The sequence below is a fragment of the Nonomuraea sp. NPDC003214 genome (assembly GCF_053590035.1).
The window spans coordinates 22686-37238 of record NZ_JBSFSX010000006.1; the positions used below are offsets into that span (position 1 = coordinate 22686).

Genomic DNA, 14553 nt, shown 5'->3' on the forward strand with positions numbered 1-14553 from the left:
AGGCGAAGATCGGCCGGCCGGCACCGCCGGTCGCCGGACCGGGCCCGGGTTCGCCGGCGGTCCTACTCGAAGCGGGCGCCGCCGGGCGCGGTCACGCGTTTGAGCAGCGGCAGCCCGGCGAGGATCACGAGCAGCGCGACGACCAGGCCGCCGCCGACGGTCAGGAAGTAGGCGGGGCCCGGCAGCGCCGCCGGGGCGCTCTTGATGGCCAGCCGGCTGATCACCGGGCCGGCCACGCCCACTCCCGCGACCGCCGCCACCAGGGCGGCCAGCACGACGGGGGCCGCCGTCTCCAGCAGCACCACGCTCGACAGCGTCCGCGTCGGCGTGCCGCACAGCCGCAGCTGCGTGAACGGCCGTCTGCGCTCCACGACGCCGCCGGCGACCGAGACCAGCAGGCCGCAGCCCGCCACCAGCAGGGTCAGCGCGACGATGGCCAGCGCGGCGTCCTCGACCCGGTCCAGCAGCACCGCGCGGGCCTGGGCGACCTCGGCGAACGTCTGCGGCGTCTCGGTGCTGCCGGTGCGGGCGAGGTACGGGCCGAGCAGCGTGCGGACGCGTTCGCGTACGGCCGGGTCGTCCGCGTGGACGAGCACCGCGGCCAGCGCCAGGCCGGCCCGGGCGTCCGGGCCGCCGGGCGCGGCCGGGTTGGCCGCATCGACGACCGGCAGGTTGCGGTCGACGGAGAGCATGTTGTCGCTGGTCAGCAGCCGGTTGAGGTCGACCGCCACGGCGCGGGGGCCCGGGGCGCACCGGCCGAGCGCCGGGAAGGCGGCCAGGGCGTCGCACGCGACCACGTGGCGCAGCAGGAAGCCGGGGCGGCAGCCGGGGCCCGGGTCGCACGGCGGAGGCCGCATGGGCAGGGGCGGCGCGTCGGGCCGGTGGTGGATCGGCAGCACGGTGACGCCGGGCTGGGCGCGCAGCCGGGCCAGCAGGCCGGCCTCGGCGGCGGGCGGGAGGGGCCGGTCGCCGAAGGAGGCCCGCAGGACCGCGTTCAGCGTGCCGCCGCCCGCGGCCTGCTGGCCGGAGACGACGGCGGGGACGATGCCGGCGACGGCCGTGCCGATGAAGACCGCGAGCACGATGCCGTTCACCGACCGGAAGGCTCCCTTGGGGTCGGCCGCCAGCCGCTGCGCGGCCAGCAGCGTCGCCGGGCCGGAGGTGACGCGGGCGGCCAGCCGCGCGGTCAGCATCGTCAGCCAGGGCCCGGCCAGCACGAGCCCGGCCATGATCAGGGCCAGGCCGGTGTCGACGAGCACCGCGTCGGGCTCCTTCCCCGGCGCGATCGCCGGGCCGGCGAACAGGCCCAGGCCCGCCAGGAGCGGCAGCACCCGCCACCAGCCGGGGGCGGAGCCCCGCGCCGTGCGCGCCGCGCCGAGCGGGGTGATCCGCACCCGCCGCAGCGACCACAGGGCGGCTCCGGCCGCGGCGAGCGGGACGCCCGCGGCCACGGCGGCGTACTGGAGCGCGGTGGGCGCGACCACGTCGGGGAAGAACCGGGACCCGGTGATGGCCACCTCGGCCAGGACGGGACGGATCGCCTGGAAGACGGCGATCCCGGCGAGCGCGCCCAGGGCCGCGCCGAGCGCCGCGTCCACCGAGGCGATCACGTTGACCTGCCGCGCGGTGGCGCCGGCCAGGCGGATCGCCGCGAACCGCGCCTCCCGGCGGGCGGCGGCCAGGCGGGTGGCGGTGCCGACGAGGACGAGCAGCGGGAAGACCAGGCCGACGGCGGCGATGCCGAACCCGTGCTCGTACAGGGCGGTGGTGTCGTCGGCGCGCGGGGCGGTGGCGACCTCGCCGACGGCCACGGTGCCGGCCATCGCGGTCAGCTCCGCGGCGCTCCGGCCGGCGATGACGACCAGGTCGTCGGGGCCGGACAGGGCCGCCCTGCCGATGAGGCCGGCGCGGGTGCCGGGGACGCGGTCGGCGAGCTGGTCGCGCGGCACGGCGGCCATCAGCTCGGCCAGCGCGGGCGAGACGTAGTGGCGGCCGGCTCCGGGCAGCTCCGGGATGCCTGGGATGCCGGGCAGGGGCGCCCGCGTGGCGGGGACGGCGACGTCGAGGCGGACGATCGGGCGGCCCGCGTACGAGTCCTGGCGGTGGTTCCACAGCACCGCGCCCAAGGTGGCGCCCGGCGCGGAGCCGGTCGTGCACTCCCAGCACGGGCGGGCCGCGGTGGCCCGGAAGGCGTTGAACAGCGCCAGCGTGGACAGCAGCACCGCCACCCCCAGCGCGACCGAGGCCGCGACGAGGACCAGCCGGCCGGCCGCCTCCCGGCCGCCGCGCAGCGACAGCCGCAGGCCGAGCCGGAGCGTCATCGGACGGCCCCGCCGACGTACGGATCGGTCACCCTGCCGTCGCGCACCATGACCTCCCGGTCGGCGCAGGCGGCGACGCGGGCGTCATGGGTCACCACGACCACGGTCGTGCCCTCCTCGCGGGCCAGGCCGACGAGCAGGTCCATGACCCGCTCGCCGGTGAGCGAGTCGAGCGCGCCGGTGGGCTCGTCGGCGAAGACGACCTTGGGGCGCGTCACCAGCGCCCGCGCGATGGCCGCCCGCTGCGCCTGCCCGCCGGACAGCTCGCCGGTGCGCCGCCCGCTCAGGGTGTCCAGCTCCAGCCGCTGGAGCCAGCCGGCCGCCCGCCGGTACGCCTCCTTGCGCCCGGCTCTGCCGAGCAGCAGCGGCAGGGCGACGTTGTCGGCCACGGTGAGCTCCGGCACGAGCTCGCCGAACTGGAACACGAAGCCGAACGCGGTGCGGCGCAGCTCCGAGCGCCGGGCGTCGCTCAGCGTGTCGAGCCGCCGCCCGTCGAACCAGACCTCGCCGGCGTCGGGCGTGAAGATGCCGGCCAGGCAGTGCAGCAGCGTGGACTTGCCGGATCCGCTCGGGCCCATGATCGCCAGGATCTCCCCCGGTGTCACGGACAGGCTGGCCTCGCGCAGCGCCTGCGTGCGGCCGTAGGAGCGGTCGATCGCGCGGGCCTCCAGCAGCGGGCCCGGCACGGGGAGGCCGTCGACGGTCATGCGCGTCGCACCGTTTCGGCCAGCGCCCCCAGCCGGGCCGTGGTCACGTCGATCCAGCGCAGGTCGGCGTCCAGGTGGAACAGCGCGTGGTCGGCCAGCAGGGCGTCGACGAGCGCGCCGCCGCGTTTGATCTCCGACAGCTCGCGCATGCGCCGCATGTGGGTGGCGCGCTGGGTGTCGAGGAAGCGCTGCGCGTCGTGGCCCAGCATCAGCGCCAGCACGACCTTGGTGAACAGCACCGTCTGCAGGAACGGCTCGGCCGCCACCGGCTCGGCCAGCCAGGCGTCCACCTCCCGCTTGCCGAGCGTGGTGATGGAGTAGCGCTTGCGGTCGGGGCCGTCGCCGGGCTCGCTCTGACCGGCCGTGACCTTGCCGTCCCTGGCCAGGCGGCTGAGCGTCGAGTAGACCTGGCCGAAGGGCAGCGGCTTGCCCCTGGCGAAGTAGGTGTCGTAGTCGCGCTTGAGGTCGTAGCCGTAGCTGGGCTCTCGGTCCAGGAGGCCGAGCAGGGCCAGGGGGACTGTCATGGGAGCCCAATATATACCGAGGGTATACACGGGGTGCCTGAGCGGCGGCCAGGCGCGGAGGCGGGTGCGTCAGCGTTCGCCGGCGGGGGCGACAGCGCCCGACATGGGGCGGCCGAGGAGGGCCGTGGCGACGGCGGCGACGTGCGGGTCCAGGTCGGCGGCGCTCGCCCCGGCCAGGGCGGGGGTGGCGACGACCGACCGCAGGATGCCGATGCCGACCATCCAGGCGCTGAGCAGCTCGGCCCGCAGCTCGGCGTCCTCGCCTTCGGCCAGGTCGCGCAGGGCGTCGACGTAGGTGGCGCAGACCTCGTCGCGGATGCGGCGGCGGGCGTCCTCGTGGGCCGACGAGCGCAGCATGGCGACCAGGGGGTGCTCGCCGCCGTACGCGGTCCAGTCGTGCTCGACGACCGTGCGCACCATGCGGGCGACCAGCTCCTCCTGGGGGCCGTCGAGCAGCCCGGCGGGGACGTCGGCGGCGGTGGCCAGGTCGAAGAGCTGCTTCTTGGAGCCGAAGTAGCGGAAGATGAGGGTGGCGTCGACGCCGGAGTCGCGGGCGATGTCGCGGACGCTGGTGGCGTCGTAGCCCTCGCGGGCGAAGCGCAGCCTGGCGGCCTCCAGCAGGCGCGCCCGGGTGGCCTCCCTGTCCCTCTTCTGCACCGCGGTCCTCCTCGCTCGGTCATCGACCGTTGACATTGTAGGCGGAGGTCGTGCTACGTTCACTCAAGTCAGCGTTCGATGACTTATGGAGTGACTCATGGGGACGTACGTGGTGGCGGGCGGGACCAACGGCATGGGCCGCGGGCTCGCCCTGCACTTCCTGAGCCGGGGCGACCGGGTGACGGTCGTGGGCAGCGACCCCGCCAGAGGGCGGCGCCTGCTCGACGACGCCGCCCGCCTGGGCGCCGCGGACCGGGCCGCGTTCGTGCGCGCCGACCTGACGTCGGCGGCGGAGAACGCCCGGGTGATCGAGGAGGTCAAGGCACGGCACGACACGCTGGACGGCCTGGTCTGCACCGCGCTGCGGCCGTTCCCGAAACGGGTGGAGACGCCCGACGGCTACGAGGCCACGTTCGCCCTCTACTACGTCAGCCGCTTCCTGCTCGCCTACGGCCTCACCGGCCTGCTCGAACGCGGCGCGAACCCGATGATCGTGAACATCTGCGGCGTCGGCGTCACCAAGGGCCGCATCCACTGGGACGACCTGTCACTCAAGCGCGGCTACGGCACCGTCAAGGCCATGCTGCAGGCCGGGCGCGCCACCGACCTGCTCGGCGTCGCGTACGCCCGCAACCACCCGGACGCCCGCACCCGCTACCTGCTGCACCACCCCGGCTTCACCGACAGCGGCGCCGACGGGCTCGCGCAGCCGGCCAGGTCCGTCGTCAAGCTGCTGGCCAGGTTCGCCGCCCAGCCGGTCGAGCGGGCGATCGCGCCCATCATCGAGCTGATGGACGACCCGCCGGGCACGGGCGGCCTGCTCGCCTACGACCGCCGCCGCCCGCTCGACCCGTCGCTGCCCACGCTCGACCCGGCCGCCGCCCACCGCCTGTACGAGCTGACCAGCCACCTGCTGCGCCCCTGACCGGCCGGGCGCAGGTCAGCGGCCGAGACCCGCGTCGCGTGCCCGGATGATCGCCTGGGCGCGGTCGGCGACCTGGAGCTTGGCGAACACGTTCGACACGTTGTTGCGCACCGTCTTCGGCGACAGGAACAGCCGCGCCGCGATCTCCGCGTTGGACAGCCCCGCCGCGATCAGCTCGAGCACCTCCCGTTCGCGGGCGGTGAGCTGCGGGAACGGCTGCGCCCTCGGCGCGTCGCCGCCCGCCAGCCGGGCGAAGAAGCCGCTCACCCGCGCCGCCAGCGCCTGCCCGAAGATCACCTCGCCGCCCGCGACGGCGGTGATCGCCCGCAGGATCTCCGTCTGGTCGGCGCCCTTGAGCAGGTAGCCGCGCGCGCCCGCGCGCATCGCCGCCAGCACGGTGTCGTCGTCCTCGTGCATGCTCAGCACGAGCACGCCCGTGCCCGGCGCCGCCGCCAGGATGCGTTCGGCGGCGGCGAGCCCGTCCAGGCCCGGCATCTGCAGGTCGAGCACCACCACGTCGGGCCGCAGCTCGGCGGCCAGCGCCACGGCCCGCGCGCCGTCGGCGGCGGTGCCGACCACCTCGACCTGGCCCGTCGAGTCGAGCATCATGCGCAGCCCGTCACGGTAGACGGGATGGTCGTCGGCCAGCAGCACGCGCGGCACGCTCACGCGACGCCTCCCGACGGCAGCACCGCCCGGACGAGCGTGCCGCCGCCCGCCCGCAGCGCGACCGAGCACCGGCCGCCCAGCTCCCGCGCCCGCTCCCGCATGGCGATCAGCCCCACCCCGGGCGCCGCCTGCGGCTCCACGCCCCGGCCGTCGTCGGCCACCTCGACCTCCAGCTCGCCGCCGGTCCGGGTCAGCCGGACCTCGCACGTCCGCGCGGCCGCGTGCCTGGCCACGTTGACGAGAGCCTCGCACACGATCCGGTACGCGGCGACCTCCGTGGCGGCGGGCAGCCCGTCGAGCTCGCCGCGCACCTCGACGCGCACGGCCAGCCCGCCGTCGCTGAACCTGGCCGCCTCCTTGCGCAGCGCCCCGGCCAGCCCCCACTGGTCCAGCGCGGGCGGCCGCAGGTCGTGCACGAGCCGCCGGACGTCGCCGATGACGGCGCCGAGGTCGGCGCGCACCTGCCCGAGCGCCTGCCGGGCGGCGGCGGGGTCGCGCTCCATCAGGTTGCCGGCCGCCTCGACCTTCAGCGCCGCCGCGGCGAGCGCCGGGCCGAGCCCGTCGTGCAGGTCGCGGCGCAGCCGCCGCCGCTCCTCGGCCACCCCGGACACCAGCCGCGCCCGGCTCTCCTGCAGCTCCTCGCTGAGCGCGATCGCCCGCACCGCCGCCGCCGTCTGCCGGACGACGTCGGCCAGCAGCCGCTCGTCGGCCTCGGCGAGCCGGCCGCGCGGGGTCAGCGACAGCCGCCCGATGGGCTCGCCCCGGTAGCCGATCGGCAGCACGACCGTGGCGCCGCCCGGCGTGCCGTGCTCGGCGACGAGCGTCCCGCCGTCCGCCTGGTCGAGCTCCACCCTCGCGTACGGGGAGCCGTAGGCGGCGCAGACGGCCCGCGCGGTCTCCAGCAGCGGCTCCAGCAGGGGGCGTTCGGGGCCTGTCGCCTCCTCCAGCCGCCGCGCCAGGACCGAGACGACCTCGTACGGCTCGGCCCGGCCGGTCAGGACGCGGCTCACCCAGCGGCGGGCCCGCTCGCGCAGCGGCGCGTACACCAGGGCGACGGCCGATGCTGCCAGGACGGCGGCGACCGGCTCGTCGATCAGCGCGCCGAGCCCGACGAAGATGGGCACGTCGATGGCGACGACGGCCACGGCCAGGCCGCCGTACAGCAGCGTCCAGCCGAGCAGCGGGTCGATGTCGTACAGCCGGTAGCGGCCGACGGCGACGAGCACCGCGCCCGCGACGGCCAGCAGCGACAGCACGAACGCGAGGTCCTGCGGCAGCCCTCTCAGCGCGAGCGGCAGCAGGATGAGCGCGCCGTTGAGCAGCGCGGCCAGCGCCATCCAGCGGAGCTGGGCGCGCAGCACGCCGCGCGAGCCGCGGAAGCGGCTGACGAACGCGAGCACCGGGACGGCCGTGCTCACCACGAGCAGCAGGGGCGCGGCGGGCAGCAGGGCGGTCCACACCGCGTCGGGCAGCGGCGGCAGCGGCGCGTCGACGCCCGGCCAGCCGGGTCCGGCCGACATCAGCCGCCAGGGCACGGTCATGAACAGGAGGGCGGCCAGCCCGGCCGACCCGAGCGTCAGCCAGGCCGCGGCGCGCCAGCGCGGCGACGGCAGCCGCCCGTCGGGGAAGTACAGCAGCACCAGCGGCGTCACCAGGTTGAGCAGCGGCCCGAGCCGCGCCCCGGCGAACAGGGCGGCGGCCGTCAGCGGCAGCCGCCCGCCGTGCGCGTGCAGCGACAGGACGGCGTAGGCGGCGCCGAGCGCGTTCAGGCCGGAGACGGCGCCGCCGCCGAGCAGCAGCCAGGTCATCAGGTGGCGGGGCAGCCGGGTGGCGAGGACGAACCCGGCGGCGGCGAGCGCGACGCCCGGCACCGTCGACGACCACACCGGCCAGTCGATCGGCTCGGGCCGGACGGCGGGGCCCGCCGCGAGGTCCAGCCCGGTGGCGGCGAGCGCGGCCAGGCCCGCCGCGGCGGCGACGGCGACGGCGGCCGTCCGCGCCGGGTCGCGGGGCGGCGGGGACGGCGGCGGGAACGGGGGCGTTTCCTGGTGGCCCGGGACGCGGCGGCCCGCGCGATACCTGAACACCTCCCTAGCGTGGCACGCGCCGCCGCCGGCGGGAGGTGACCGCGATCTCGGATCGGCCGGGACTCCTGTCCCGTCCGGTCCGGGACAGCTCCGGGACGGCGGGGGTGGCGGCGTTCCCTGGTGGCCCGGGACGCGGCGGCGCGACCGTGGAGGCCGCCCCGGCGCCCGGCCGGGGCCCGCGACGACGGAGGCGCCCCATGTCAGAGAGCCCGCACGACACCACCCTCGCCGCGAGGGTCCCCGACGGCCGGGCGGCGACCCGGACGGCCGGGGTGCTGCTCGCGGCCGGCGCGAGCGCCTGGGCCGTGGGCACGCTCGTGGTCGGGGAGAAGATCCAGGAGGGCATCCAGACGCTGGACACGGTCACCGGCATGATGTTCGCGGCCGGGGTGTGGGCGTTCGTGTGGCGGCTGCGGGCCGACCGGGCCAGCGGCGACCGGGCCGGGCGGGCCGTGCCCGTCGTCCTGCTCGCGCTGCTGCCGGGGGCGTTCCTGCTGAACGCGCTGTCGTTCGGCTACGCCACGCACGACGAGTTCCCGCTGTGGCTGATGATCCTGGACGGGTGCTGGCCGCTGAGCATGCTCGGCATGCTGGTGCTCGGCGTGGCGGTCGCGGTGACCGGCCGCTACCGGGGGGCGATGCGGTGGCTGCCGCTCGTGGCCGGGTGCTGGTTCCCGGTGACGATGGCCGCGCAGATCCTCGGCGGCGGCGTCGTGTCCACGTACGTCAGCGCCGCCTGGCTGGTGGGCACGTACGGGGTCATCGGGGTGCGGATGGCGGTCCGGTCGCGGTGAGCGGGACGCGTGCGCCCGGCCGTCCCGCGACGGTGACGGAGGTGCTGACCGCCTGGTCGGAGCGGACCGGCGTCCCCGTGGAGGCGTGGATCTGGACCGGCACGCCCGTGCCGGCGCGGGTCGCCGGGGCGCTCGCGCGGGCGCTGCGGGAGGCGCTGGGCGCGGTCGAGGACGGCGAGCGGCCGGCGGTGGTGCACGTGGCCTGCACGTCGGGCGCCCGGGGGGTGCGCCTGACGGTCAGCCACGAGGGCGGCGGCGAGCCGTGGCCGGCGTCGCGGATCGCCGCGCTGAGCGCCGCGTTCGCCGAGGTGGGCGGGCTGGTGACGGTGAACAGCGTGCCCGCCGGCGGCACCACGATGACGGGCGTCGTCCGCCACCGGTGACGGCGGCCCGGCTCACTCTCCGGCGCCGGGCACGGCCGGGTTCCCGCCCGGTTCATACCCCGGGCAGCAGGCCCGCCGCGCGCAGGCCCTCCTCGTAGCCGCCCTCGGCGGACGCCCAGAACCGCTCGGCGGCGTCGATGACGGCCAGGCGCTCGCCGGTCGTCCAGGTCTCGATCAGCCCCAGCAGGGCGCGCCCGTCGTCGGCCCACACCTCCGGCGCGCCCAGCGCGATCACCGCCGCCACCTCCCGCGCCAGCAGGCGCGCCCTGGCCAGGCGGCCGGTGGGGGCCAGGCCGTTCACCGCGTCCACGATCAGCAAAGCCTGACGCAGGGTCAGCGAGGGCATCGCCGGGGCCGGGTCGTCTCGCTCGGTCATGCCGCCACCCTATCCAAACAAGTGTCACAAACAAACGTTTTGCACGACTGTGCCAAACGTGTGTATGGTCGGCGGCATGACATCACCCACCGCGACGACCGCGGTCCCGCACCCCCCGCACCCCCTCGGCCGGGCGGGCCGGCCATGAGGGCCGGACGCAAGCAGTGGATCGGGCTGGCGGTCCTGGTCCTGCCCGTGCTCCTGATCTCCGTCGACCTGCACGTGCTGTCGTACGCGCTGCCGTTCATCAGCGCCGAGCTGGCGCCGAGCGGCGCCCAGCTCCTGTGGATCATCGACATCTACCCGTTCATGCTGGCCGGGCTGCTGCTGCCGATGGGCACGCTGGGTGACCGGATCGGACGGCGGCGCCTGCTGCTGGCCGGGGCGGCGGCCTTCGGCGCGGCCTCGGCGGTCGCCGCCTTCTCCCCCAGCGCGGACCTGCTCATCGTCACCCGGGCCCTGCTCGGGGTGGGCGGCGCGACCCTGATGCCCTCGACGCTGTCGCTGATCCGCAACATGTTCCACGACGACGGCCAGCGCCGGGTCGCGATCTCCATCTGGACGGGCGCGTTCGCCGGTGGCGCCATGCTGGGCCCGCTGATGGGCGGCGCGCTGCTGGAGCACTTCTGGTGGGGCTCGGTGTTCCTGGTCAACCTGCCGGTGATGGCGCTGCTGCTGGTCCTGGCGCCGCTGCTGCTCCCCGAGTCGCGTGACCCGCGCCCGGGGCGCTTCGACCTGGTGAGCGTGGCCCTGTCACTGGGCGCGATCCTGCCGGCGATCTACGGGATCCAGCACATCGCCCAGGACGGCCTCGGCTGGGCCCCGGTGCTCGCCGTCGTGACCGGGCTGGCGCTGGGCGTGGCCTTCGTCCGCCGCCAGCGCTCGGCCGCCGATCCCCTGCTGGACGTGCGCCTGTTCGGCAGCCGCGCCTTCACCGCCGCCATCAGCGCCAACACGCTCGGCGTCTTCGCCATGGTCGGCTCCAGCCTGTTCACCACCCAGTATCTGCAGATGGTCATGGGCGCCAGGCCGCTCATCGCCGGGCTGTACGCGCTGCCGTCGGCGGGCACGGCGATGCTCGCCGCCGGGCTGGCCCCCGTCCTGGTCCGCAGGGTGCGGCCCGGGCTGGTGGTCTGCGTGGGGCTGCTCGTCGGCGCGAGCGGGTTCGCGGTGCTCTCGATGCTGGACGTGACCGGCCAGGGCGGCCTGCTGATCGCCGGGATCATGCTCATGGCCGGTGGCGTGACGCTCGTCCTGACCGTCTCCTCGGATCTGATCATCGCCACCGCCCCGCCGGAGCGGGCCGGTTCGGTCGCCGGGCTGTCACAGGTGGCCACCGAGTTCGGCGGCGCGCTCGGCATCTCGCTGCTGGGGAGCATCGGGACGGCCGTCTACCGGGGCCACCTCGCCGGCACCGGCGCGCCCGCGCCCGCGATGGACACCCTCGGCGGCGCTCTGGAGACGGCCCGGCACCTGCCGGAGGCGGCCGGGAGCGCGCTGGCCGGGGCGGCCCGGGTGGCCTTCACGCAGGGCCAGCACTACGCCATGATCGCCGCCGCGGCGGGCCTGTGCCTGATGGCGGTGCTCGCGCCGGTCCTGCTGCGTTCGGTGCGGCGCGCGACGCCGCCGCCGGCCCAGCCGGACCCCGCCGGGCGGCACGCGATGCGTTAGCCGCCGGCGGCCTCGGCCACCGAGCGGATCCCGGCGACCAGGTCGCGGGCCAACGGGGCGTTGTCCGGGTCGAGCTGCCAGCGCACCAGCAGGCCGATGAACAGCGTCAGCAGCACCTGCGCGCCCGCCTCGTCCCCGTGCGGCAGCCGCCTGCCCAGCTCGCGCTGGGCGAGCGCCTGCCCTTCGGTCAGGCGGGCCCGCACCTCGGGCAGGTGGGGCGCCTGCGCGAGCGTCTCGACGTTGGCGCGCCACACCATCGGATTGGCCCGGAACGATTCGATCATCTCCCCCCAGAACGCCTCGAACCACTGCTTGGAGTCGTCCGGGAACGCCTTGAGGACCTCGGCGACCGCTTCCCCGGTCGTCTCGATCATCGCCTGGGTGAGCAGGGCGTCCTTGGAGCGGAAGTGGTAGTTGATCGCGGCGAGGTTGCTGCCGGAGACGGCGACGATGTCGCGCACCGTCGTGCGGGCGTAGCCGCGCTCGGACAGGCACTGCTTGGCCGCGGCCAGCAAATCCTCAGGGACTCCCATTCGGGCGATCCTACCAGCGCCCGTAAACAGTTGTTTCAAACAGAGGTCTGGGACCGAAGGCCCTGGTGGCGCGGGCCGTCCGGGCGCCGGCCGCGGTGAGGGCGCGTGGGCTCACCGCGACACCGTGTCGTCCCGCCAGTCCGGCCTGGCGAAGTACGCGCGGGTCTCGCGGACGACCAGGCCCGACAGCAGGATGAGGCCGATGAGGTTGGGCAGCGCCATGAGGCCGTTCATGATGTCGGAGAACGTCCACACCGTCTGCAGCTCCAGCACCGTGCCGGTGAAGATCAGCACGATGAACAGCAGCCGGTACGGCGTCACCGCCACCCGCCCGAAGAGCCGGTCCATGCACCGCTCCCCGTAGTACGCCCAGCCGAGCAGCGTGGAGAACGCGAAGAACACCAGGCCGATCGTGACGACGATGCCGCCCCACTGACCGGGCAGGCCGTGGCTGAAGGCCAGGGTGGTCAGGGGCGCGCCGTTCTCGCCGCTGCGCCAGGCGCCGGTGACGACGATGGCCAGGCCGGTCATGCTGACCACGACGAGCGTGTCGATGAACGTCTGCGTCATCGACACGAGCGCCTGCCGCGCGGGCTCGGTCGTCTTGGCCGCCGCCGCGGCGATCCCGCCGGTCCCGAGGCCGGACTCGTTGGAGAAGATGCCGCGGGCGACCCCGTACCGGATCGCCAGCAGGACGCCCGCGCCCGCGAAGCCGCCCGTGGCGGCGGTGCCCGTGAAGGCGTCGGTGAAGATGAGCGCGAGCGCGCCGGGCAGCTCGCCGACGTTGGCGATGATGATCCACAGCGCCCCGAGGATGTAGAAGACGATCATCACGGGGACGAAGGCGCTGGTGACCGCGCCGATGCTCTTGATGCCGCCCAGGATGACGACGGCGGCCAGCACCGTGATGACCGCGCCGGTCAGCCACATGGGCACGTCCCACTGCGCGTTGACCGCGTCGGCCACGCTGTTGGACTGCACCATGTTGCCGATGCCGAACGCCGCCAGCGCGCCGAACACCGCGAACAGCACGCCCAGCGTCGCCCCGAACCTGCCGCCCACCCCGTAGGTGAGGTAGAACATCGGGCCGCCGCTCTGCTCGCCCTTGGCGTCGGTGCGGCGGAAGCGCACGCCGAGGAACGCCTCGGAGTACTTGGTCGCCATGCCGACCAGGCCGGTCACCCACATCCAGAACAGCGCGCCGGGCCCGCCGAAGTGGATGGCCGTGGCGACGCCCGCGATGTTGCCGACGCCCACGGTGGCCGCCAGCGCCGTCGACAGCGCCTGGTAGTGGGTGATGTCGCCGACGCCGCCCGGCTCCTTGCGCCGGATGAGCGCCAGCCACAACGCGTAGAACAGCCTGCGGAACTGCAGCCCGCGCAGCATGATCGTCAGGTAGAGGCCCGTCAGCAGGAGCAACGGAATCAGCAGGAACGGTCCCCAGACGAAGTCCGAGATCCTCGACAGGATGTCTTGCACACCAGCTCCTCAGGTCGTCCGAGCGGATGATCGTCTCCGACGATCTGCCCTTTCCGGGCAGCCGGGCAACATCGTATGGTCAAGTCTTCCCGGCGCGCCTGTCAGGCGGGCGGCGAGCCGACGGGCTCGGTGACCGGCGCGGGGCCGTCCGCGGCGGGCGCGGGGCGGTGCCGGCGGGCGACCGCCGCGGCCCCGGTGCCGCCGGCGACGAACAGCACGGCCAGCGCGAGCCAGCCCGCGGTCCCGTGCTCGACGGCGGTGGCGGTGACGAGCACCGGAGAGACCATCGCGGCGATCGAGTAGCCGGTCTGGCTGAGGCCCTGGTAGGCGCCCGCGCTGCGCGGGTCGGCCAGCTCGAAGGCCATGCCCCAGCCGCCCGCCTCGCCGAGGATCTCGCCGAGCGTGTGGGCGAGCGCGGCCACCAGGAGCAGCGCGCACGCGACGGCCACGTTCCCGTAGCCCGCCAGCGCGTACGCCCCGCAGGCGAGCGCGAGCAGCCACGACGCGCGGCGGACGGCGATCCCGGCGCGGCGCACGTCGTGCACTCCGCGCGAGAAGCGCACCTGGAGCAGGGCCACGACCACGGTGTTGAGGACGAGCAGCACCGACACGAGGGCGGTCGGGGCCTCGGTGGAGGCGACCCACAGCGGCACGCCGACGGTCATCAGGCCGAACTGCATGGCCACCACCGTGTTGCACGCGACGCTCGCCACGTACGTGCGGTCCTTGAGCGGCGACGGCCCGGCGGCGGCGCCCTTCGCGGGACCGGCCGGGGCGGCCATCCGTCCGGCCAGCTCCGGCACCCGGCCGGCCAGCCGCGCCAGGGGCACGCTCGCCGTCAGCAGCAGCAGGCCGGAGACGAGCATCGCGGCCCGGTAGGCGGCGGCGGTGCCGTCCAGGAGCGCCGCGGCGGCGGCCACGGTGCCCAGGCCGATGAAGACGTTCGTGACCACGCGCATCCGGGCCCGCACCTCGACGCGTTCCGGGCCGGTGTACCAGCGCGCCAGCATCGCCTGCTTCGACGTGCCGCTGGCCGACCGCATCGCCGTCGCCAGGCAGGCGACCACGGTGAACGCGACGGCGTCGGAGGTGAGCGTGTAGCCGAGCATCGCCGCCCCGTTGAGCGCCGTCGCCGCCGCCTGGACGCGGTGCGCGCCGAGCCGGTCGGACAGCCGTCCGGAGACGTACGAGGACAGCACGCCGGCGCCGCCCGCGATGCCCAGTCCCAGGCCCACGGTGGTGGGGGCGAGCCCGACGACGAGCGTGAAGTACAGCGTGCTGACGGTGTAGAAGACGCCGCTGGACAGCGCGAACGCCATCGTGCTCAGCGTGAGCGAACGGCCGACGCGGTCCTCGGGGAAGAAGGTACGGATCACGGTCCCCTTTGTGCCGTATCGGGACCGATGGGCGAATTGATGTAGGGTATG

Annotated in this window: 14 protein-coding genes; 4 read left to right on the forward strand and 10 right to left on the reverse strand. The window is 75.4% G+C overall.

From position 1 onward, the window contains the following. Positions 1-62: 62 nt before the first annotated feature. The 4 genes from ACWDXC_RS19100 to ACWDXC_RS19115 all read right to left on the reverse strand — a co-directional run bounded on the left by ACWDXC_RS19100 (position 63) and on the right by ACWDXC_RS19115 (position 4209). Complete coding sequence (locus ACWDXC_RS19100; RefSeq protein ID WP_449983506.1) at positions 63-2321, reverse strand: FtsX-like permease family protein; 2259 nt, start codon at positions 2319-2321, stop codon at positions 63-65. After that, positions 2318-3028, reverse strand: coding sequence for an ABC transporter ATP-binding protein (locus tag ACWDXC_RS19105; protein WP_219510982.1), 711 nt, complete (start codon positions 3026-3028; stop codon positions 2318-2320). Before ACWDXC_RS19105 ends, ACWDXC_RS19100 begins: the two co-directional genes overlap by 4 nt. Next, positions 3025-3552 carry a PadR family transcriptional regulator gene (locus tag ACWDXC_RS19110; RefSeq protein WP_449983509.1) on the reverse strand — a complete coding sequence of 176 codons (528 nt, stop codon included), beginning with the start codon at positions 3550-3552 and terminating at the stop codon, positions 3025-3027. The genes ACWDXC_RS19105 and ACWDXC_RS19110 overlap by 4 nt, the downstream gene beginning before the upstream one ends. A gap of 69 nt (positions 3553-3621) precedes the next feature. Beyond that, on the reverse strand, positions 3622-4209 hold the full coding sequence (locus tag ACWDXC_RS19115; RefSeq protein WP_219510979.1) for a TetR/AcrR family transcriptional regulator: 588 nt from the start codon (positions 4207-4209) through the stop codon (positions 3622-3624). A 97-nt stretch (positions 4210-4306) separates the two neighbouring features. Between ACWDXC_RS19115 and ACWDXC_RS19120 the strand changes: the two genes are divergently transcribed. Beyond that, positions 4307-5134, forward strand: coding sequence for an SDR family NAD(P)-dependent oxidoreductase (locus tag ACWDXC_RS19120; RefSeq protein WP_449983512.1), 828 nt, complete (start codon positions 4307-4309; stop codon positions 5132-5134). A 15-nt stretch (positions 5135-5149) separates the two neighbouring features. Here the strand turns inward: ACWDXC_RS19120 and ACWDXC_RS19125 are convergent, their stop codons facing one another. Together ACWDXC_RS19125 and ACWDXC_RS19130 are read right to left on the reverse strand one after the other, a co-directional pair. Further along, positions 5150-5803, reverse strand: coding sequence for a response regulator transcription factor (locus ACWDXC_RS19125; RefSeq protein ID WP_364177354.1), 654 nt, complete (start codon positions 5801-5803; stop codon positions 5150-5152). Continuing rightward, entirely contained in the window at positions 5800-7890 is a 2091-nt protein-coding gene (locus ACWDXC_RS19130) for a sensor histidine kinase (RefSeq protein ID WP_449983515.1), read from the reverse strand. Before ACWDXC_RS19130 ends, ACWDXC_RS19125 begins: the two co-directional genes overlap by 4 nt. 197 nt (positions 7891-8087) lie before the next feature. On the opposite strand from ACWDXC_RS19130, the gene ACWDXC_RS19135 reads away from it, so the two are divergent. Together ACWDXC_RS19135 and ACWDXC_RS19140 are read left to right on the forward strand one after the other, a co-directional pair. Then, positions 8088-8684, forward strand: coding sequence for a hypothetical protein (locus ACWDXC_RS19135; RefSeq protein ID WP_449983518.1), 597 nt, complete (start codon positions 8088-8090; stop codon positions 8682-8684). Continuing rightward, positions 8681-9067, forward strand: a complete 387-nt coding sequence (locus ACWDXC_RS19140; RefSeq protein ID WP_449983520.1) for a hypothetical protein — start codon at positions 8681-8683, stop codon at positions 9065-9067. Before ACWDXC_RS19135 ends, ACWDXC_RS19140 begins: the two co-directional genes overlap by 4 nt. A 52-nt stretch (positions 9068-9119) precedes the next feature. Here ACWDXC_RS19140 and ACWDXC_RS19145 read toward each other — a convergent pair whose 3' ends face one another. Then, a complete protein-coding gene (locus ACWDXC_RS19145) occupies positions 9120-9443 on the reverse strand; it encodes a hypothetical protein (protein ID WP_449983523.1) in 324 nt (107 codons plus the stop codon). A 144-nt stretch (positions 9444-9587) separates the two neighbouring features. Between ACWDXC_RS19145 and ACWDXC_RS19150 the strand changes: the two genes are divergently transcribed. Beyond that, complete coding sequence (locus ACWDXC_RS19150; RefSeq protein ID WP_219510962.1) at positions 9588-11114, forward strand: MFS transporter; 1527 nt, start codon at positions 9588-9590, stop codon at positions 11112-11114. Here ACWDXC_RS19150 and ACWDXC_RS19155 read toward each other — a convergent pair. The 3 genes from ACWDXC_RS19155 to ACWDXC_RS19165 all read right to left on the reverse strand — a co-directional run bounded on the left by ACWDXC_RS19155 (position 11111) and on the right by ACWDXC_RS19165 (position 14502). Further along, a complete protein-coding gene (locus ACWDXC_RS19155; RefSeq protein WP_449983526.1) occupies positions 11111-11647 on the reverse strand; it encodes a TetR/AcrR family transcriptional regulator in 537 nt (178 codons plus the stop codon). The genes ACWDXC_RS19150 and ACWDXC_RS19155 overlap by 4 nt on opposite strands. A gap of 111 nt (positions 11648-11758) precedes the next feature. Beyond that, positions 11759-13126 (reverse strand): alanine/glycine:cation symporter family protein, encoded by a 1368-nt coding sequence (locus tag ACWDXC_RS19160; protein WP_449983528.1) that lies wholly within the window; start codon positions 13124-13126, stop codon positions 11759-11761. 101 nt (positions 13127-13227) lie between these two features. Then, positions 13228-14502, reverse strand: a complete 1275-nt coding sequence (locus ACWDXC_RS19165; RefSeq protein ID WP_449983531.1) for an MFS transporter — start codon at positions 14500-14502, stop codon at positions 13228-13230. Between the last annotated feature and the right edge of the window lie 51 nt (positions 14503-14553).

Bases quoted from the DNA above. Each gene is read 5' to 3' on its own strand.
- ACWDXC_RS19120 (WP_449983512.1), top strand. From the start codon at position 4,307: ATGGGGACGTACGTGGTGGCGGGCGGGACCAACGGCATGGGCCGCGGG.
- ACWDXC_RS19100 (WP_449983506.1), bottom strand. From the start codon at position 2,321: ATGACGCTCCGGCTCGGCCTGCGGCTGTCGCTGCGCGGCGGCCGGGAG.
- ACWDXC_RS19110 (WP_449983509.1), bottom strand. From the start codon at position 3,552: ATGACAGTCCCCCTGGCCCTGCTCGGCCTCCTGGACCGAGAGCCCAGC.
- ACWDXC_RS19145 (WP_449983523.1), bottom strand. From the start codon at position 9,443: ATGACCGAGCGAGACGACCCGGCCCCGGCGATGCCCTCGCTGACCCTG.
- ACWDXC_RS19135 (WP_449983518.1), top strand. From the start codon at position 8,088: ATGTCAGAGAGCCCGCACGACACCACCCTCGCCGCGAGGGTCCCCGAC.
- ACWDXC_RS19150 (WP_219510962.1), top strand. From the start codon at position 9,588: ATGAGGGCCGGACGCAAGCAGTGGATCGGGCTGGCGGTCCTGGTCCTG.
- ACWDXC_RS19155 (WP_449983526.1), bottom strand. From the start codon at position 11,647: ATGGGAGTCCCTGAGGATTTGCTGGCCGCGGCCAAGCAGTGCCTGTCC.
- ACWDXC_RS19105 (WP_219510982.1), bottom strand. From the start codon at position 3,028: ATGACCGTCGACGGCCTCCCCGTGCCGGGCCCGCTGCTGGAGGCCCGC.